This window comes from Streptomyces hygroscopicus (assembly GCF_026168105.1).
Taxonomy (GTDB): Bacteria; Actinomycetota; Actinomycetes; order Streptomycetales; family Streptomycetaceae; genus Streptomyces; species Streptomyces hygroscopicus_D.
The window spans coordinates 15608-34569 of sequence record NZ_LBMW01000029.1; the positions used below are offsets into that span (position 1 = coordinate 15608).

Genomic DNA, 18962 nt, shown 5'->3' on the forward strand with positions numbered 1-18962 from the left:
AAACGCCCCTCTCCGCAGGATCACCATGCCCCTCGACGGATCAGTTGGCGGCGGAGCTTTCCGGTGGGGGTTCTGGGCAGCGACGGCACAAAGCTGACGCCCGTGGGGACCTTGAAAGCGGCGAGGTTGTCGCGGGCCAGACAGACCAGTTCGGCTTCCAGGCCGACCGGTATGGGGGTGACGGGGACGACGAAGGCACGCAGTCGGCCCGCGCCGCGATGATCGGTGACGGCGGCCACCGCGACCTCCTTCACCGCCGGATGCGCACCGAGCAGCGCCTCGGCCTCCAGGGGGGAGACGTCGATTCCGCCGACCGTTTCCACGTCGTCCGCCCGGCCCAGATGGGTGAAGGTGCCGTCGGGTTCGCGGCGCGCCCGGTACCCGGTGGCCAGCCAGCCGCCGACGAGGGCGCGGTCGGTCTCCTCGGGCCGGTTCAGGTAACCGGGCGTGACCGTCGGCCCGCGCACCCACAGTTCGCCCTCCTCGCCGTCGGGCACCGGGTGTCCGGCGCTGTCGCGCAGTTCCACCTCGAAGCCGGGTACGGGGCGGCCGACGGTGCCCGGATGATGGTGGTCGAAACCGTTGCCGCAGAAGGCGTGTCCGGCCTCGGTGGAGCCGATCTGCTCCAGGACGGGGACGCCGAGCAGGCCGGTGATCCGCCGGCCCAGTCCGGCGGGCAGGCCCTCGCCGGCCGAGACGGCGGCCCGTAGAGACGCGAAGCACGCCTCGTGCCCGTCCGCCGTTTCCGCCACCAGGGACGCGTACTGGGAGGGCACGGAGTAGAGCAGGGTCACCCGGTGGCGCACGACGAGTTCGTCCACGGCGGCGGGATCGGGGTGTCCGTCCACGAGGACCGCGGAGGAGCCGGAGAACAGTGGGAAGACGAAGGCGTTGCCGAGCCCGTAGGCGCAGAACAGCTTCGGCACCGACAGGGTCACGTCGTCGGGGGTGATGCGCAGCAGCCGCCTTCCGATGAGGTCGTGGTACGCCTTGAGGTCGCCGTGGCAGTGCACGACTCCCTTGGGGGGTCCGGTGGTTGTGGAGGTGTACTGGATGTAGAGCGGGGTGTGCGCGTCGACCTGGTGGGCCGCGGTCATGGGCGGTGCGGTCCGGGTGAGGGCGACGAGCCGGTCGGCGCCGAGGCGGGCGCGGCGCGAGAACCTGTTCTCGGGGCGGGGTCCGGTCACGCACAGCACGGCCTCGGCGTCCTCGGCCATGAACTCCAGCTCGGGCGGCGTGAGTTCGGGGTTGGCCAGGACCGCTACGGCGCCGAGGCGCGCGGTGGCGAGGAAGGCCGCGACCCACCCGGCGGAGTCGGGCAGCGCGAGCAGTACCCGAGCGCCGGGGCCGACGCCGTGCTGCGCGAGCACGGTGGCGGCGCGGGCCGCGAGGTCGTGCACCTCGCCATGGGTCCAGGAGCGGTGGCCCTGGTGGAAGGCGGCCCGGTCGGTCCAGGCGCGCCGCTCGGCGAGCACGGCGAGTTGGACGGCGACGTTTCCGGGAGCCTCCGCGTCGGCGGGTCTCAGCATGGCTTGGGCGGTCGTCATCGGGCCGGTTCTTCCTCGGTGGCGGGAGCTGCCATGTGCTCGTCGTAGGCGCGCATCGGGGCGGCGGTCTTCAGCAGCATCTGGTCGTACTCGGCCGCGGGATCGGAGTCGAGGACGATGGCGCCGCCGGCGCCCAGGTGCATCAGGCCGTCGGCCAGGACGGCGGTGCGTACGACGGTGCCGAGGTCGGTGCCGCCGCTGCATCCGAAGTAGCCGAGCGCCCCGGAGTAGACGCCCCGGGCCTCGGTCTCCAGCTGGTCGGTGATCTCGATGGTGCGCAGCTTCGGCACGCCGGTCGTGGACCCGGCGGGGAAGCAGGCGCGTACGCAGTCCACGGCGTCCGTTCCCTCGCGCAGCCGTCCCTCGACGGTGGAGACGAGCTGGTGCACGGTGGCGTGCGTCTCGGTGGCCATGAGCCGGGAGACGCGCACCGTTCCGGTCTCGCAGACCCGGCCGAGGTCGTTGCGGAGCAGGTCGACGACCATCAGGTTCTCGGCACGGGTCTTGTCGTCCACGGCCAGTGAGTGCCGGAGCCGGCCGTCCTCCTCAGGGCTCCCACCACGGGGCGCGGTGCCCTTGACGGGTTTCGACTCGGCGATGCCGTCCCTCGTGATCCGCAGGAAGCGCTCGGGCGACGAGCACGCCACGTCGAGGTCGCCGAACCTCAGGAAGGCCGCGTACGGCGCCGGGTTGACGCGGCGCAGTACCCGGTAGAAGTCGTAGGCGTCGTCCGGTGCGGGCAGCCGGGCCGCGTTGGTGAGACAGATCTCGTAGCTGGTACCTGCCGTGAGTGCGCGCCTGCATTCCTCGATGTCAGCGAGGTAGGTGGCCCGGTCGCGCACCAGCCAGGGCTCGGCGGCGCCCGGGTCCGGTTCGGCCGGGGTGGGGTCGGCGGGCTCGTCGGAGGAGACGAAGGTGAGCTGGGCCATCGTGCCCTCGAGCCAGTCGGTGGCTTCACGGGTGGCCTGCGGGGTGTCCTCCGCGAGGCAGACCGCGTAGGTGAAGCCCTCCTCGTGGTCCACCACGATCAGCCGGTCGGCGAACAGCCAGCAGGCGTCCGGGGTTTCGGCCCGGTGCCGGTTCGGCGAGCCGCATTCGGCCTTCATCTCGTAGCCGAAGTAGCCGACGTAGCCACCGGTGAAGTCGAAGGGCAGGCCGCTGGCGTCGACCCGGCGGGTGGCCAGCTGCCGCTTCAGATAGTCGAACACGCTCGCCTTGACCCTGCGCGCGGGCCGTCCCGCCCGCTCGATCTCGCACAGCCCGGCGGCGACGTCGTAGCGGACGAACTCGGCCAGCGGGCCGGAGTCGTCACCGAAGAACGAGAAACGGGAGCTGCCCCGTTCGACTCGGGCGCTGTCCAGCCAGAACGCCCGTGGGGCGGTGGCGAACATACGGGTGAAGGCGGCCTCGGCGTCGAGGGCGGTGGCGATGCGGCGGAAGTGCAGGCGGTGCGCGGGCTTGACGACTCGCCGCTGGCGGGGGATGGCGGCCGCGGACGCGGTGATGGTGGTGTTCTTCGTACGGGGTCGGCGGGCGCGCTCGGCGGTGAGGTTCCGGAAGTTCACGAGCATCCGGTGGCCGTAGTCGGTGAGCACGGACTCGGGATGGAACTGCACGCCCCACAGGGGCCGGGTGCGGTGCCGCAGGCCCATCAGGACTCCGTCCTCGGCCCAGGCGGTGGCCTCGAGGGTCTCCGGCAGCGGCTCGGCGACCGACAGCGAGTGATAGCGCACCGCGGTGAAGTTCTGCGGCAGCCCCTGGAACAGGTCCCGGCCGTCGTGGCGGATGGTGGACAGGTGCCCGTGCCGCGGCTGCGGCGCGGCCCCCACCCGGGCCCGCTCCTCCGCCGCGATGCCCTGGTGTCCGAGGCAGACGCCCAGGACGGGGATCGAGGCGCCGGCGATCACCCTGGCGGCGATGCCGAAGTCCCGCGGTTCGGCGGGGTGTCCGGGTCCCGGCGACACCACCACATTGTCGAATTCGCCCAGGTCCGGAATGCCGTCGGCCGGTGAGTCATTGAGGATTACCACCGGTTCCTCGCCATTGACCTCGGCGATCAGCTGGAAGAGGTTGTACGTATAGGAGTCGTAATTGTCGACGAGCAGGGTCTTCACCCGCCCACCTCCTCTGGTCGTTCAGGGGCCTACGCAGAGCCCGGACGAGCGGGTCGAGGCTGCCGAGATGGGGAGCACGGCCAGATTGAACAAGGGTTCTCCGAGGCCCGGGAGGAGTTGTCGTGACGATAAGCGGATTCCTGGTCACGTCATCGAGTACGGAAGGGCGGCGCGTCACGTTCATATCTTCAACGGAGTCTTTTCAAGTGCCCGGAACACGCCCGCACGCCCGGCAAAGCGCACGCTTGTACCTTCCGGCTCAACCGGGCCCGATGCGCACCCGCACCCACACGCCCCGCGCGACCTGCGACGTTTCATCGCTCGGCCCTTGCACTGCCGCGCCGTGATGGATAATGCGATATCGGCAGTAAGGCGGCAGAAGCATGGCGAACGCAGGGATCGACTACGCCGCGGCCTTCCAGGCCCTGCCCGGCATGATGGCGCTCCTCACGCCCGACCTCGTGTACGCGGATGCCAACGAGGAGTTTCTGCGCATGTCCGGGCGCACTCGGGAACAACTCGTCGGCCGCTATCTGTTCGACGTCTTCCCGGACAATCCGAACAACCCCGCCGCGAGCGGCGTGCGCAATCTCGAGGCCTCCCTGCGCCGGGTGCTGGCCACCGGTGAACGCGACGCGATGCCCGTGCAGCGCTATGACGTCGAATCCCCCGAGCAGCCCGGGCAATGGGAAACACGCTACTGGAGCCCGGTCAACGCCCCGGTGCTCGGACCGGACGGCAAGGTGATCCTCATCGTGCACCGGATCGAGGACGTCACCGAGTTCATCCTGGCCACCGGCCGCCCCAGCGGCATGCGGGCCCTGCTCCTCGAGGCCGAGCTGTACACCCGCGCCCGGGAACTGCAGGAGATCAACGACCGTCTGCGTCAGGCCCACGCCCACGAGCGCGAGGTGGCGCTGTCGCTCCAGGAGGCGATGCTGCCCGCGCCCCGGCAGCTGGGGCACTACCGGGCGGCGGTGCGCTACCGGCCGGCCGTCGGCGCGCTGAACGTTTGCGGCGACTGGTACGACCTGGTCGACCTGGTGGGCGGGGACCGCATCGGCGTGTCCGTGGGCGATGTCGTGGGTCACGGTCTGGCCGCCGCGGGCGTCATGGGCCAGCTGCGCAGCGCGCTGAGCGCGGCCTCCCGCGTCGCCGAGGGTCCGGCCCAGGCCCTCGACGTGCTGGGACGGTACGCGCATGTGGTCGACGGCGCCGAATCCGCCACTGCGGTCACGACCTTCATCGACTTCGGCCGGCACACCATCACCTACAGCAGCGCCGGCCACCCCCCGCCCGCGTTGGTCCCCCCGGAGGGGCACGTCGAGTTCCTCGACCGGGCCACCGATCCCCCGCTCGATGCCAGTCCCGACCCCGTCCCCCGCCCTCAGGCCGCCACCGCGTTCGCCGAGGGCGACACCCTCGTGCTCTACACCGACGGCCTGGTCGAGCGGCGGGGCGAGGACATCGACCAGGGACTCGCACGGCTCGCCGACACCCTCACCCGCCATCGCGCCGCCGACCCCGAGCCCCTCGCCGACTCCGTCCTCCTCGACATGCTGCCGCCCGACGGCGCCACCGACGACACCGCGCTGATCGTCGTGCGGCTGTGATCCGCGGCCCCCGTCGCCGCTGAGCCCCGCGGACCCGTCCCCGCTGAGCCGCGGGCCTCAGCAGATCCTGGGCAACTGCTCCCCGATCGGCAGGTCGACCACCCGGGTGCCGCCCAGACCGGTGCGGGCCACCACCATGCCCGGATGCCCGGCGACGGCCTCACCGATGACCGTGGCATCCCCACCGAGCGGGTGTGCCCGCATCGCGTCCAGTACCGCGTCGGCGTGCTCGCGCGGGACGAACGCCACCAGCTTGCCCTCGTTGGCCACGTACATGGGGTCCAGGCCCAGCACGGCGCAGGCGTTGGCGATGGCCGGCGGGACCGGGATCTCCCGCTCCCTGACGACGACCCCGGTACCCGAGGCGGTCGCGATCTCGTTCAGTGCGGCGGCCAGCCCGCCCCGGGTGGGGTCGCGCAGCACATGCAGGTCCGGGGTGACGGCGAGCATCGCGTCGACCAGTCCGCCGAGTGCAGCGCAGTCGCTCTCGATCTCCACGCCGAACTCCAGGCCCTCGCGGACGCTCATGATCGCCACCCCGTGCACGCCGATCGCCCCGCTGACGATCACCACGTCACCGGGGACGACCCGCTGCGGCCGCAGGTCGACGCCCTCCGGGATGAGCCCGATACCGGCGGTGTTGATGAAGATCCCGTCGCCGTGGCCGGCCTCCACCACCTTGGTGTCGCCCGTCGCCACCTCGACGCCGGCGGCGCGCGCGGCGGCGCCGAGCGCGTCGGCGACGCGCGCGACCGTCTCCATCTCGACGCCCTCCTCCAGGATGAACCCGCAGGACAGATAGGACGCCCGGGCCCCGCTCATGGCGAGGTCGTTGACGGTGCCGTTGACGGCGAGGTCGCCGATGCTGCCGCCGGGGAAGAACAGTGGCCGCACCACGAAGGAGTCGGTGGAGAAGGCCAGTCGGAGTCCTCCCAGCGAGAGTGCGGCGGCATCGCCCAGCTGGGCGAGCACGTCGCCCCCGAAGGCAGGTGCGAAGACGTGCTGGACGAGTTCCGCGGAGAGCGCTCCGCCGCCGCCGTGGCCCATGACGACCCGGGGCTGGTCGCGCAGCGGAGCCGGGCAGGTCCAGGCCGTCGGGTCCAGGGGCGGGGTGCGCAGGTCGGTGGTCTCAGACAACGGAGGTCGCCTCCCGGGGCGCGGGGGTGGTGTCCAGGCGCCGGTAGAGGTAGTACGCGGCGCAGGCGCCCTCACTGGAGACCATCGTGGCGCCGAGCGGGGTGCGGGGGGTGCACAGGGTGCCGAACGCCTCGCACTCGTGCGGTTTGATCAGGCCCTGGAGTACCTCGCCGCTGCGGCAGGCGGCCGGTTCCCGGGTGCGGATGTCCTCGACGGAGAAGCGGTACTCGGCGTCGTAGTCGCGGTACTTGGGGGCCAGCCGCCAGCCGCTGTCGGGGATCACGCCGATGCCGCGCCAGGAGCGGTCGGTGACCTCGAAGACGTCCTCCAGCATGGCTTTGGCGGCCGGGTTCCCCTCGGGGCGCACCGCGCGGGCGTAGGCGTTGTCGACCATGTGTTCGCCGCGCTCGAGCTGCGCCACGGTCCTGCGTACGCCCTCGAGGATGTCCAGGGGCTCGAACCCGGTCACGACGATGGGTACGCGATGGCGCTCCGCCAGCTCCGGGTACTCCTCGACGCCCATCACGCTGCACACGTGTCCGGCGGCGAGGAAGCCCTGGACCCGGCAGTTCGGGGATCGCATGATCGCCTCGATGGCCGGGGGGACGCGCACATGGGACACCAGCAGGCTGAAGTTGGGGATGCCCAGCTTGCGGGCCTGATACACCGTCATCGCGTTGGGCGGCGCGGTCGTCTCGAAGCCGATACCGAAGAACACCACCTGACGGTCGGGGTTCTGCTGGGCGATCCTGAGGGCGTCGAGGGGCGAGTAGACGACCCGTACGTCCCCTCCTTCTGCGCGTACCTGGAACAGATCACGTCCGGTACCGGGCACCCGGAGCATGTCGCCGAAGGAACAGAAGACCACCTCGGGCCGGGAGGCGATCTCCAGTGCCTTGTCGATGACCTCCAAGGGGGTCACGCACACGGGACAGCCGGGGCCGTGGATCAGTTCGACCTGATCCGGCAGCAGCTGGTCGATGCCGTGGCGGATGATCGTGTGGGTCTGCCCGCCGCAGACCTCCATCAGCGCCCACGGCCTGGTCACCGTGGCGTGGATCTCGTCCAGGAGCCGGCGAGCCAGATCCGGGTCCTGGAATTCGTCGATGTACTTCACTTCCGCGCCTCCTCGCGCGCGGGCGGGAGTTCTCCGCCCGCTTCCGCGGCCATTTCCCAGGGGTCGCCGAACTCCTCCTGCAGCATGCCGAGGGTTTCGAACAGTTCGAGCGTCTGCTTCGCCGACTCCTCGTCGAGGCGCTGCAGGGCGAAGCCGACGTGGACGATGGCGTACTCGCCGACCTCAAGGTCCGGCAGGTACTCCAGGCACACCTCCTTGACCACGCCGCCGAAGTCGACGTTGGCCATCCGGGTTCCGTCGCGTTCCTCGATGTCCAGCACTTTGCCGGGTACCGCCAGGCACATGGGCCTCTCCTCGCTGTGGATGGTGCGTCGTGGATGGTGCGTCGTACGGCGCTGCCGGGACGGTGCGTCAGTCGGGGGCTTCCGTCCGGCCGGCCGCGCGTGCGGCCACCATGAGCTGGCCGAGGGCCAGGCCGCCGTCGCCCGGCGGGACCAGGTGGTGGCGCAGCACCGTGAAGCCGTCGGTGTGCAGGACCTCCGCGCAGGCCGAGGAGAGCACCGAGTTGAGGAACACGCCACCGGTCAGGGCGACCGTGTCGACCCCGTGGCGCTCTCGCGCCAGCGCACACAGGCGGTGCACGAGGCCCGCGACCGTCCGGTGGAAGCGGGCCGCGACGAGGGCCGGTTCCGCGCCCGCCCGCAGGTCGTCGACGATCGCCGCGAGGACGGGTGCGGGATCCGCCACCACCGGGCCGCCGTCCGGCTCCGGTGCCCTGACCGCGAACGTGTAGGCGGTGGTGTCGCCGGCGGGAGCCCGCAGCGCTGCGGCCTCCAGCTCTACGGCGGCCTGGGCCTCGTATCCGGATCGGTGGCACACGCCCGCGAGGGACGACACTGCGTCGAAGAGCCGGCCCATGCTGGAGGTGGCGACGCAGTTCAGGTCACGCTCCAACTGCCGTGCCAGCACGCGGCGTTCATCGTCCGGGCAGGCGGCCACGCAGGCGAGTTCGTCCGACCAGTCGATCCCGGCCGTGCGCAGATGCGCGAGCGCCATGCGGTAGGGCCGGTGCACCGCGGCGTCACCGCCGGGCAGCGGTACATAGGCGAGGTGTCCGAACCGGACGAAGCCGTCGTAGTCCGCGAGCAGGAACTCCCCGCCCCACACGGCTCCGTCGTCGCCGTAGCCCGTACCGTCGAAGGCGGCACCGAGCACCGGCCGACCGCCGTCGAGCCCGTGTTCGGCCATCGCCGCGGCGACATGGGCGTGATGGTGCTGCACGCGGACGACAGGCCGGTCCCCCGCGTTGCGGGCGGCCCACTGACCGGAGCGATAGGCGGGATGCCGGTCGGCCGCCAGCAGTTCCGGCCGCACGGGGGTGATCGACTCCAGTTGTGCCACGGCGCGTTCGAAGGCCCGCTGCGTGGCGAGGTCGTCCATGTCACCGATGTGGGCGGACAGCCAGGCGCGGCGGCTCTCCCCGACGCAGAACGCGTTCTTGAGGTCTCCGCCCACGGCCAGGGCCGGGCGCACGGGCACCGGAAGCGTAAGCGGCAGGGGGGCGTACCCGCGCGCGCGCCGCACGATCAACGGCTGTCCGTCGCACACGCGGACCACCGAGTCGTCGCACGGCACATGGATCGGCCGGTCGTGCGTGAGCCAGGCGTCGGCCAGATGCGCCAGCCGCTGCAGCGCCTCACCGTCGTCGGTGACGATCGGCTCGCCTGACACATTGCCGCTGGTCATGACGAGCAGCCGGGGACCCTCGGTGTCACCGGGCAGCCCGAACAGCAGATGGTGCACGGGGGTGTACGGCAGCATGACGCCGAGGTCGGGGCTGCCGGGTGCCACGCTCTCGGCCGGTCGGGGGGCGTGCGGAGGGGGCGGGGCCGTGCGGCGACGCAGCAGCACGATCGGTCGGGTCGCTCCGGTGAGCAGGTCGCGCTCCGCGGGGGCGAGCCGGACGAGGTGCTCGATGGCGTCGACTCCGGAGGCCATGACGGCGAACGGCTTGTCCCCTCGGGCCTTGCGGCGGCGCAGCCGGGCGACGGCGGCCGGATCGCCCGCGTCACAGGCCAGGTGGTAGCCGCCCAGGCCCTTGACCGCGAGGATCGCGCCGCGGGCCAGAAGCTCGCGTGCCCCGGCGACCGGGTCCGCCTCGCCGGCACGGCTCGGCCTGCCGCCTTCCGGGCCGGGCACGAGCAGGCACAGTCGTGGTCCGCAGGCCGGGCAGGCCACCGGCTGCGCATGGAATCGGCGGTCGGCCGGATCGGCGTACTCGCGGGCGCAGTCGGGACACATCGGGAAGCGGGCCATCGTGGTCTCCGCCCGGTCGTAGGGCAGGCCGGTGACGATCGTGAACCTCGGGCCGCAGTGCGTGCAGTTGACGAAGGGATGGCGGTGACGTCGGTCGGCGGGGTCGGCCAGTTCGCGCAGGCACGCCTCGCAGGTGGCCGTGTCCGGCGGGATCAGGGTCCCCGCGGGACCGTCCGTGCGGGAGGCGAGGATGGTGAACGCGGTGTCACCGGTGGCGGGCACCTCCTGGTGGTGCACGGAGTCCACTCGGGCCAGCGGGGGCGCGTCCGCGGCGATACGGTCGCAGAACCGGGCGACGTCATCGGGCGCCCCCTCGACCTCCGCGATGACGCCCTCCGGAGTGTTGGTCACGTGTCCGGCCAGTTTCAGGGCGGTGGCGAGGGCGTAGACGTACGGCCGGAAGCCGACGCCCTGCACCACGCCGCGTACGGTGACCCTTCGGCGCAGCGGCGCCCGGACGGTGACGGCCGTCGAGGGCGAAGCGCTCACGAGCCGGACTGCGTCATGACGCCGGTGCCGTTCGTGTGGTCGTGCGTGTGGGTGCGGGAATCGTTCGTGTGGTCGTGCGTGTGCGTGTGGAGATGGGGTTCACGGGCCATGACGGGGGTGTGGACCGGGGCGCCGTCGGCGGCGGCCAGCGCCCGCTCGAGCAGGGCACCGACCCCCAGGTCGCTGCGGGCCGAGGTCAGAAGCACCTCCACACCGGGATTGACCTGTTCGACGTTCGCGCGGAAGGCGCTCTCGTCGAAGCCGACCGCCTCGGCGATGTCGGTCTTGGTGACCACCACCAGCTGGGCGAGCCCGAAGGCGGTGGGGTACTTGAGCGGCTTGTCCTCGCCCTCGGTCACGGAGGCGAGCACGACGCGCAGTGTCTCCCCGAGGTCGTACGAGGCCGGGCAGACGAGGTTGCCGACGTTCTCCACGAAAAGCAGGCGGGTGGCGTCGGGCAGCCATCCCTCCAGGTGGCCGGCAAGCATCGCGGACTCCAGATGGCACAGCCCGTCGGTGAGGACCTGTTTGACGGGGACGCCCGAACGCGCCAGCCGGGCCGCGTCGTTCTCGGTGGCGAGATCGGCGGTCAGCGCCGCGACCGGCACGGAACGCTCCCGGGCCAGGACCAGTTCGCGTTCCAGAAGGGCCGTCTTGCCACTGCCCGGGCTGGACAGCATGTTGACGACCGTGGTGCCGCGGGCGGCCAGTTCGGCGCGCAGGGTCTGCGCGGCCCGGTCGTTCTTGGCGAGCACGGCCTGCTGCAGGTCGACCACACGGCACATGGTTCAGCGCTCCTCAGGGATCGGTTCGGGGGTGGAGGCGGGTGTGCTGCCGTCCTCCCACTGCACGCCGACGATCTGCAGTTCGCGGCCCGACAGCAGATCGGTGCCTCCCCCGTCGCAGCGCGGGCAGCTCAGCAGGGGCGGCATGCCGACGGACCATTCGTGCGCGCACGGTGCGCAGCGGGCACGCCCGGGCACGGTGTCGGTGACCAGCTCCGCGCCTTCCAGCACGGTTCCGGCGCAGGCCAGTTCGAAGCAGAAGGACAGGGCGTCGGGTACGACTCCGGCCAGCTCGCCCACCTGAAGCCGTACCGAACGGACCGCGGTGACACCGCCGGCGCGCTCGGCCGCCTCTTCCACCTGGCCGATCACCGCCAGTGCGATGGACATCTCGTGCATGGGTCTCCGTCCCGGCGAAGGCCGGCCCCGCCCCCTGGGGGCGGGCGTGCGTGCGCGGCGCGCCGACGTCCATTAGAGGTGAGGCCGCACAGGGCGACGGCCCGGCACGCCGTCACCGCCCGGCCGCGTACGCCGTTCGTCGCAACAGCGCAACGGCATGACGCCGACGGCGGAGCGACGGCGAAACGGCCGCCCGGTTCAGTTGGCGGCGTCGACCGTGGGGGCCCCCGAGGCGGTCGGACCCGGTTGGTCGGCGCGCAGGATCTCCTCGATCAGCCGGACGGCCTCGGGTACGGCATCGGCGACGGGCGGGCTGAGCCCGATGCGCTCCTCGACCGAGGCTGGTTCGCACCCCACCACCAGCGTGCGCCGTGGCGGTTGCCCTCCGACTCCCGCGCAGAGCGTGCCCAGCAGGGCGAGTACGGCGTCGGGAGTCATCCGGTGGCCGTCCAGCAGCGTGCCCCCCGGACCGTCCCCGTCCGCTCCGTCGTGCTCGATGACGTACAGGGCCCCCGGATCCCCGCCACGGGCGGTGGCGTCCACCAGGACCAGGGTGTCGTAGCCCTCGAGGAGCTGGTAGGCGAGGTGAACTCCCCGCACCCCGATGTCCACGACCTCGACATGGCCGGGCAGTTGACGCTCCGTCAATGCCTGCACCGTCTCCACGCCGAAGCCGTCGTCACCGAGGAACACGTTCCCGATGCCGGCCACAAGGGTCCTGCCGCTGTCCCGGGGAACGCTCATTTCCCGTCCACCACCGGTGTGACCTCGTCGGTCCGGAAGTAGAGGAAGCTCCCCTGCGCACGACGGACATCGGCGCCCGGGTCGTCCTCCACGGTCACCGCCAGGTGCACCGAGCCGTCCACGTCGTGCAGCACGGCCTCGACCTTCGCTGTACGCCCCCGCAGGAACAGGTCCTGGGCGTCGGTGCGCCGCAGGCCCGGGTTCAGCCGTACCCGGCTGCCGGCGCCCACCGACCGGCCGGCCACCACGACCCGGTCGTGTGCCGGGTCGAAACCGGCCTCGACCGCCGCCTCCCACGGGGTGTCCGGACGCATGACCCCGTACTCGTCGGGAAAGCCCGTGGACGCAGCCGTCCGCGTCATGTCACGCGGGCCGCCGGGCGCGAGGGTGCCGTCGGTCCCAGTGGCGCCGTACGACGTGCCGGGGTTGTCCGGGGCGACGGCCGGATGGTCCTCCAGGACGATCGGCGACGACAGCACGACATCCGCATGGCCGGCATCGCAGGCGAGGACCGGCCAGGTGTGCAGGTTGCGACAGGACGCGACCGCGCCCTTCGCCCACTCCGGGGGATTCGTCATGGACAGGAACTCCCCGCCGCTCAGCCCCATCAGGAGATGGGCGGCCACCAGACAGCGCGGAAGCGCCACGTCCCGGTCGGCGACCCGGCCGTCCGCGGGTGCCCAGAGGCTGGTGTTCTCGACGACCGCGGTCAGGCGCATCACCCGGAAGGGCGCGTCGAGTTCGCGTGCCGACAGCCGTAGCACGCCGTTGATCTCCTCCCTGCGGCCGACCGTACGGCCGACGGGGTGCCCGTCGTCGTCGAGGACGCGCTCGCACTCCTCGTCCGCGGGTCTGCCGAACGGGAGTGTGACCCCCTCGCCGTCGATGAGCTCGGCCGGCGTCACGACCGCCTCGACGCGTTCCTCGGTTCCCTCGTCCCAGGGGGCCAGGACCCGGTCCCCGAGCCGGAGTTCGGGGACGGTCTCGAACCCGCCGTCCGGGCGCGCCCGCTGGACCGTGTGCCGCTTGGCGCGCAGGAAGCGCAGCTCGACTGCCAAGGTGGCGTCCGCCGTGGGCTCCATCAGGCATTCGGTGTGCTGGAAGTCGTGCTCGTCGCGGTCGGCGCCCCAGGCGGGCGGTACGAGCACCCCGAACTGCCAGCGCAGGCGGTTCCCGGCGGCGCAGACGCGGTTCGGACGAAGCACATGGCCCTCGAAGAGGACGGCATCGGCCACCTGACGGGCCAGGGCGAAGCGCGCCTCCGTTTCCGGGGCGAACGCGGTGACGCTCACGGAGCGGTCCTTCCGGTGGTGCTGGTGAGGGCGGCTCGCGCCGCCGTCGCGTGCTGGGGCCCTCGGCGACGCCGGGCGGGATTCACTGGGGGCGGACCGGTTCCCCCGCGGTCCGGGGCCCCGTGGGGAGGGCGAGATGCGGGGGCGTGCAAGACGGCTTCTCCTTGCGGACGAACGCGCGCCTAAGGGCGTGGTACGGGGCCTGTGGGTCGTGGAAGATCCGGTGCATCCTGGCCAGTTCCCGTTCCCTGAAGGCGGAGAGCGGCTCACTGGCCTCCTGGCGGTCCAGGTCAGCCTTCTTCGCCGCGATCCGTGACCGGGTCCCCGACAGCGACGCCAGGCGGGCCGCCAGTCGGCCGACCTCCCCGGCGAAGTCCTGCGGCCCGCAGTCGACCACCCGGTCGACGAGGCCGAGGCTCCGTGCGCTGACGGCGCTCATCGGCAGGGCCTCGCGCATCAGCCGGTCGGCGGCCGCGGCTCCCAACCGGCGGGGCAGGGTGTACGTCCAGTACTCCGAGCCGTACAGGCCCATCAGCCGGTAGTGCGGGTTCAGGACGCAGCCGGCCCGGCACCACACCTCGTCGGCCGCGAGCGCCAGCATCACGCCGCCTGCCGCGGCGTTGCCCGCCGGGGCGGCGACCACCAGGCGGTCCGTGGTCGTCAGGACCGCCTCGACCAGGTCGTCGATGGCGTTGATGTTCGCCCAGGCCTCCGCGGCGGGGTCCTCGGCGGCCTCGATGACGTTGAGGTGGATCCCGTTGGAGAAGAAGTCCCGTTGGCCGCCCAGCACGAGAACGGAGGTGGGACGCGCACAAGCCTTGCGATAGGCGTCCAGCAGGCGTCGGCACTGCGAGGTGCTCATGGCGCCGCCGGGGAAGGAGAACGAGAGGAAGCCGACGCTCCCCTCCTCGCGATAGCGGATGTCCGTCCAGGTGCGCCACTCCGCGTCCGGGGGTGCGGGGAGTTCCGGCAGCGGGGGCAACCCGTCGCCGAGGGCCCGTACGGCGGGCAGTTTGAAGGTGGGCGGCCCGCCCGGGGCGCGTCGCCGGCGCAGCTCGGGGATCCACACGGCGCCGTCCCTCGTCGCCCGGCAGACCGCCCCGGCCCGGGTGGCGAGCAACTGCCCGGGCGCACCGCACAGGCCGCCCTCGGGGTGACCGCCGTGCAGGTACCACTCCTCGCCGAGCAGGACGTCCAGCACGCCGGGCTGTGAGTCCGCCGCGCGCAGCTTGCGGACGACGGTGTGGGTGGAGTCGGCGTCCCAGTCGATCCGCCGGACGTCCTGGTCGAGGTAGGGACGGGTGTGTGCCGTCTCCTGCTCCTGCGCGAGCGGGGTGTAGGTCCCCGAGGCGAAGCGCCCGACGGCGAGCAGGACCGCGGCGAGCGCGGCGTCGGCGATCTCATTGCGGTACAGCTCGCTCTTGGACAGCGGCGGCAGCGGGCACGCGACGGACGCCCACACGGCACCGGCGTCCATCTCCTCCTCGGCCTGAAGGACCGTCACCCCCCAGCTCTCCGCGCCCTCCTGGATCGCCCAGTCGAGAGAGGACGGCCCCCGGTCCCCCACGGGGCCCGGGTGGACGATGAGGCACGGGTACGCGCTCCACACCTCCCGGGGGATGGCCGTCTTCAGCATCGGGGCGATGACGAGTTGCGGCGCGTGCCGTCGTACGGAGTCCGTCAACGAGCCGTCCCCAAGTGCGAGTTCCACCGCCACGGTGTGGCCGCGGTCGCGCAGTTCGGCGTGGACGCGCTGGGTGAGGCTGTTGAATGCACTGGCCACGAGCAGGATGTGCACGGTGGACCCCCTGCGGACTACTGGCGGAGGACGGTGCCGGGCAGACTAGCCCGGCCGACTGCGATTGTCGGCCCCTACCGCCGTTCCGGCCCCGCGGACAGGCCCTCGGATCACCCGAAAGCGAACACGGGGCCGCCACTCGGCGGCGGGGTGTCAGCGCCTCGAGGGCGCGACGGGCTGTCCGGGCCGTGCCCGCCACCGCCCCCGCCTTCCTGCCCGCCGCCGCCCCACGCTCGCGAGTCCGCCCACCGCCTCCGTGCCCGTCACCACCCCCGCCTTCGTGCCCGCCGCCCCACCACTTCCCGTGTCGGTCGCTGCTCGTCGCCTCCGTGGCTCAGCCTGTCGCCGCCCCACCACTTCCCGTGTCGGTCGCTGCTCGTCGCCTCCGTGGCTCAGCCTGTCGCCGCCCCGCCTCCGCGGCCGTCGCCGCCCGCCGCCCCCCGGCACGTCACAGTCCGTCGCCCCCCGCCTTCGTGCCCATCGCCTCCGTGGCCGACACCGTCCAGGCCGCAGTGCACGTCTCCGGGAGCGCATACCGGGGGCCTACCGCGATGACCGGAGCCCGGACCGGCATCTCTGGTGCGTGTGGGGCACAAGGGGCCTCGCGCGGCGTTTTCGGCGGCCTCGGCACCCCGGGGCGAAAGAATGAACCATCACCGTATGTGACGCCCCTCGCCTCCCGCGGCCCGGCAGTGTAGACATGGCACATGGTCCGGCTCTTCCGTCGAACCGGCACCCGGTCGACCCGTCACCCGAGCGGTCTGCGCGTGTCTCTCGCGCACGACCGCCCCCGCCTAGCTCACGAGCACGACATGCCGCAGAAGACCCATCGGCGGCTCGCCCCGCACGAGGGCGACGCGGGCCGGCCACGGTCGGGGCCGTTGGCGGAACTGCGGTCGGCGCTGAGCGGCCGCAGCGTCGCCGGACAGGTCTTCGTTCTGCAAGTGGTGATCGTGCTGCTGCTGGTGGTGACCGCGGTGGCCGCGCTTCTCCTTCAGGTGCAGCACGACACCACCCAGGAGGCCCGCAACCGTTCCCTCGCCGTCGCCCAGGCCTTCGCCCACGCGCCGGGCACCCGCGAGGCACTGACCGGCCCGAATCCGACGGCCGTGCTGCAGCCGAAGGCCGAGGCCGCCCGCAAGGCGGCACCGGTCGACTTCATCGTCGTCATGAACACCCAGGGGATCCGCTATACGCACCCCAAGCCCGACCGCATCGGAAAGAAGTTCGTCGGGAACATCGCACCCGCGGTGGCCGGAGGGACCGTGACCGAGGTGATCAACGGAACCATCGGCCGGCTGGTGCAGGCGGTGGTGCCGGTCAAGGCACCCGACGGCAAGGTGGTGGGCCTGGTGTCGGCCGGTATCACCACGAAACATGTGGGTGGTGCCGCAAACCGGCAGCTGCCGCTGGTACTGGCTGCCGCGGCCGTGGGGCTCGGCCTGGCCACGGCGGGAACCGCGCTCGTGAGCAGACGACTGCTGCGCCAGACCCGCGGCCTGGGCCCGCGCGAGATGACCCGGATGTACGAGCACCACGACGCGGTGCTGCACTCCGTCCGGGAGGGAGTGATCATCGTCGGCGCCGAGGGCGAACTGCTGCTCGCCAACGACGAGGCGAACCGTCTGCTCGACCTGCCCGCCGACGCCGAGCGGCGGCATGTGACCGAGCTCGGCCTTCCCCCCGAAACCGCAGCCCTCCTGGCCTCCGGGCGGGTCGCAACGGATGAGGTTCACCTGGTCGGGGACCGGCTGCTGGCCGTCAACCAGCGGCCCACGGACCTGGAGGGAGGCCCGGCGGGCACCGTCGCCACGCTCCGCGACTCCACGGAGCTGCGGGCCCTGTCCGGGAAGGCCGAGCTGGCTCGGGAACGCCTCACCCTGCTGTACGACGCGAGCGTGGGCATCGGAACGAGCCTGGACGTGACCCGTACCGCGGAGGAGCTCGCGGAGCTGGCGGTGCCCCGGTTCGCGGATTTCATCACCGTGGACCTGTTCGACTCGGTTCTGAAGGGCGAGGAGCCGGAGGCGGGGTCCGATCTGCGCCGCACGGCGTTCAGCGGGATCCGCGAGGACCCTCCCCTGTACCCGGTGGGCCAGCGGATCCGCTTCGTGGACTCCACTCCGCAGGCCCACAGCCTCGGCAGCGGCCAGACCATGCTGGAGCCCCGCCTCGGCGAGGCTCCGGGCTGGCTGGCGCAGGACGTCGAGCGCACCACACAGGTCGTGGAGTACGGCATCCACTCGCTGATCACCGTGCCCGTGCGGGCGGGGAACCTGGTGCTGGGCGTGGTCAACTTCTGGCGCTCCGAGAAGGCGGAGCCGTTCGACCCGGAGGAGCTGACCCTCGCCGAGGAACTGGTCGCGCGCGCCGCGGTGTCGATCGACAACGCGCGCCGCTACACGCGCGAGCACAGCATGGCGGTGACCCTGCAGCGCAGTCTGTTGCCGCGGAAGCTGCCCGAGCAGGACGCACTGGACCTCGCCTACCGCTATCTTCCGGCGCACGCGGGCGTGGGCGGCGACTGGTTCGACGTACTGCCGCTGTCCGGGGCTCGTGTCGCGCTGGTCGTGGGGGACGTCGTGGGCCACGGCCTGCACGCCGCAGCCACGATGGGACGGCTGCGCACGGCGGTCCACAACTTCTCCGCGCTCGACCTCCCGCCCGACGAACTCCTCTCGCTCCTGGACGAATTGGTCGGCCGCATCGACCAGGACGAGACGGCCGAGGGCGGCAGCGCCCCCGTCACTGGCGCGACCTGTCTCTACGCGATCTACGACCCGGTGTCCCGGCGCTGCACCATCGCGCGCGCCGGGCACCCGCCGCCGGCCCTGATCCGTCCCGACGGGAGCGTCGAGTTCCCCGATGTGCCGGCCGGTCCGCCGCTGGGGCTCGGTGGCCTTCCGTTCGAGACGGCCGACATCGAGCTCGGTGAGGGCAGCAGGCTGGTCCTGTACACGGACGGCCTCGTCGAGGACCGCGAACGGGACATCGACACCGGTCTCGACCTGCTGCGCACCGCCCTGTCGAGGAGTGGGCCGTCGCCCGAGGACACCTGCCGGGCCGTCCTGGATTCCCGGCTGTCGCTCCGGCCGAGCGACGACATCGCCCTGATCGTCGCGCGCACCCGCGCCCTCCCCGACGGCCAGGTCGCCGAATGGGAGGTGCCGGCGGATCCTGCGGCCGTCGGCAAGGTTCGGGTGTCGGTGACGCGGCGGCTGGCCGAATGGGGCCTGGAGGAGCTGACGTTCAGCACGGAGCTGATCCTCAGCGAGCTGGTCACCAACGCGATCCGGTACGGCAGCGAGCCCGTCCGTGTACGGGTGCTGCGCGACCGCAGCCTGATCTGCGAGGTCTCCGACGGCAGCAGCACTTCGCCGCATCTGCGCTACGCGGCCATGACGGACGAGGGCGGACGCGGCCTGTTCCTCGTCTCCCAGATCGCGGAGCGCTGGGGTACCCGGTACACACCGACAGGCAAGATCATCTGGGCCGAACAGCCGCTGTCCTGAGGGCAATCGTCAGGGGGCGCGCCACGGGCGTTCCTTGTTCGTCCCTACGAAGTTGTCGCTTGACGGGTACCCATCACCGGGCACATCTGATAGGAAACCTTCCTATCAGTACGCCCGGCTGGCCGGATCCGCCCGCCA

Annotated in this window: 13 protein-coding genes; 2 read left to right on the plus strand and 11 right to left on the minus strand. The window is 72.0% G+C overall.

The genetic code is table 11. The annotated features are described in order from the left end of the window. Window positions 1-20 precede the first annotated feature (20 nt). On the minus strand, window positions 21-1547 hold the full coding sequence (locus tag AAW14_RS25300; RefSeq protein WP_265566227.1) for an AMP-binding protein: 1527 nt from the start codon (window positions 1545-1547) through the stop codon (window positions 21-23). Continuing rightward, complete coding sequence (locus AAW14_RS25305) at window positions 1544-3661, minus strand: chorismate-binding protein (RefSeq protein ID WP_265566228.1); 2118 nt, start codon at window positions 3659-3661, stop codon at window positions 1544-1546. Before AAW14_RS25305 ends, AAW14_RS25300 begins: the two co-directional genes overlap by 4 nt. Window positions 3662-4044: 383 nt before the next feature. Between AAW14_RS25305 and AAW14_RS25310 the strand changes: the two genes are divergently transcribed. Continuing rightward, window positions 4045-5274, plus strand: a complete 1230-nt coding sequence (locus AAW14_RS25310) for a PP2C family protein-serine/threonine phosphatase (protein ID WP_265566229.1) — start codon at window positions 4045-4047, stop codon at window positions 5272-5274. Window positions 5275-5331: 57 nt separating this feature from the next. Here AAW14_RS25310 and hypE read toward each other — a convergent pair whose 3' ends face one another. From hypE to AAW14_RS25355, 9 genes are all read right to left on the minus strand, one after another. Then, window positions 5332-6411, minus strand: coding sequence for a hydrogenase expression/formation protein HypE (hypE, locus tag AAW14_RS25315; RefSeq protein WP_322741111.1), 1080 nt, complete (start codon window positions 6409-6411; stop codon window positions 5332-5334). Further along, on the minus strand, window positions 6404-7528 hold the full coding sequence (gene hypD, locus AAW14_RS25320; protein WP_265566230.1) for a hydrogenase formation protein HypD: 1125 nt from the start codon (window positions 7526-7528) through the stop codon (window positions 6404-6406). Before hypD ends, hypE begins: the two co-directional genes overlap by 8 nt. Beyond that, the gene (locus tag AAW14_RS25325; RefSeq protein WP_265566231.1) at window positions 7525-7833 is read right to left on the minus strand and encodes a HypC/HybG/HupF family hydrogenase formation chaperone; all 309 of its coding nucleotides are present in this window, start codon (window positions 7831-7833) and stop codon (window positions 7525-7527) included. The genes hypD and AAW14_RS25325 overlap by 4 nt, the downstream gene beginning before the upstream one ends. Before the next feature lie 67 nt (window positions 7834-7900). After that, entirely contained in the window at window positions 7901-10294 is a 2394-nt protein-coding gene (gene hypF / locus AAW14_RS25330) for a carbamoyltransferase HypF (RefSeq protein WP_265566232.1), read from the minus strand. After that, window positions 10291-11079, minus strand: a complete 789-nt coding sequence (gene hypB / locus AAW14_RS25335; protein ID WP_265566233.1) for a hydrogenase nickel incorporation protein HypB — start codon at window positions 11077-11079, stop codon at window positions 10291-10293. Before hypB ends, hypF begins: the two co-directional genes overlap by 4 nt. A 3-nt stretch (window positions 11080-11082) precedes the next feature. After that, complete coding sequence (locus AAW14_RS25340; protein WP_265566234.1) at window positions 11083-11478, minus strand: hydrogenase maturation nickel metallochaperone HypA; 396 nt, start codon at window positions 11476-11478, stop codon at window positions 11083-11085. 198 nt (window positions 11479-11676) lie between these two features. After that, a complete protein-coding gene (locus AAW14_RS25345) occupies window positions 11677-12222 on the minus strand; it encodes a hydrogenase maturation protease (protein WP_265566235.1) in 546 nt (181 codons plus the stop codon). Further along, a complete protein-coding gene (locus AAW14_RS25350; protein WP_265566236.1) occupies window positions 12219-13514 on the minus strand; it encodes a hypothetical protein in 1296 nt (431 codons plus the stop codon). The genes AAW14_RS25345 and AAW14_RS25350 overlap by 4 nt, the downstream gene beginning before the upstream one ends. Window positions 13515-13596: 82 nt before the next feature. Further along, window positions 13597-15312, minus strand: a complete 1716-nt coding sequence (locus AAW14_RS25355) for a hydrogenase maturation protein (protein ID WP_265566237.1) — start codon at window positions 15310-15312, stop codon at window positions 13597-13599. A 707-nt stretch (window positions 15313-16019) separates the two neighbouring features. On the opposite strand from AAW14_RS25355, the gene AAW14_RS25360 reads away from it, so the two are divergent. Then, the gene (locus tag AAW14_RS25360) at window positions 16020-18824 is read left to right on the plus strand and encodes a SpoIIE family protein phosphatase/ATP-binding protein (protein ID WP_265566238.1); all 2805 of its coding nucleotides are present in this window, start codon (window positions 16020-16022) and stop codon (window positions 18822-18824) included. Window positions 18825-18962: the final 138 nt, after the last annotated feature.

Excerpts from the sequence above, each read along its gene's own strand:
- AAW14_RS25345 (WP_265566235.1), bottom strand. The coding sequence starts at position 12,222 with ATGAGCGTTCCCCGGGACAGCGGCAGGACCCTTGTGGCCGGCATCGGG.
- AAW14_RS25340 (WP_265566234.1), bottom strand. The coding sequence starts at position 11,478 with ATGCACGAGATGTCCATCGCACTGGCGGTGATCGGCCAGGTGGAAGAG.
- AAW14_RS25310 (WP_265566229.1), top strand. The coding sequence starts at position 4,045 with ATGGCGAACGCAGGGATCGACTACGCCGCGGCCTTCCAGGCCCTGCCC.
- AAW14_RS25300 (WP_265566227.1), bottom strand. The coding sequence starts at position 1,547 with ATGACGACCGCCCAAGCCATGCTGAGACCCGCCGACGCGGAGGCTCCC.
- AAW14_RS25325 (WP_265566231.1), bottom strand. The coding sequence starts at position 7,833 with ATGTGCCTGGCGGTACCCGGCAAAGTGCTGGACATCGAGGAACGCGAC.
- hypB (WP_265566233.1), bottom strand. The coding sequence starts at position 11,079 with ATGTGCCGTGTGGTCGACCTGCAGCAGGCCGTGCTCGCCAAGAACGAC.
- AAW14_RS25360 (WP_265566238.1), top strand. The coding sequence starts at position 16,020 with ATGGTCCGGCTCTTCCGTCGAACCGGCACCCGGTCGACCCGTCACCCG.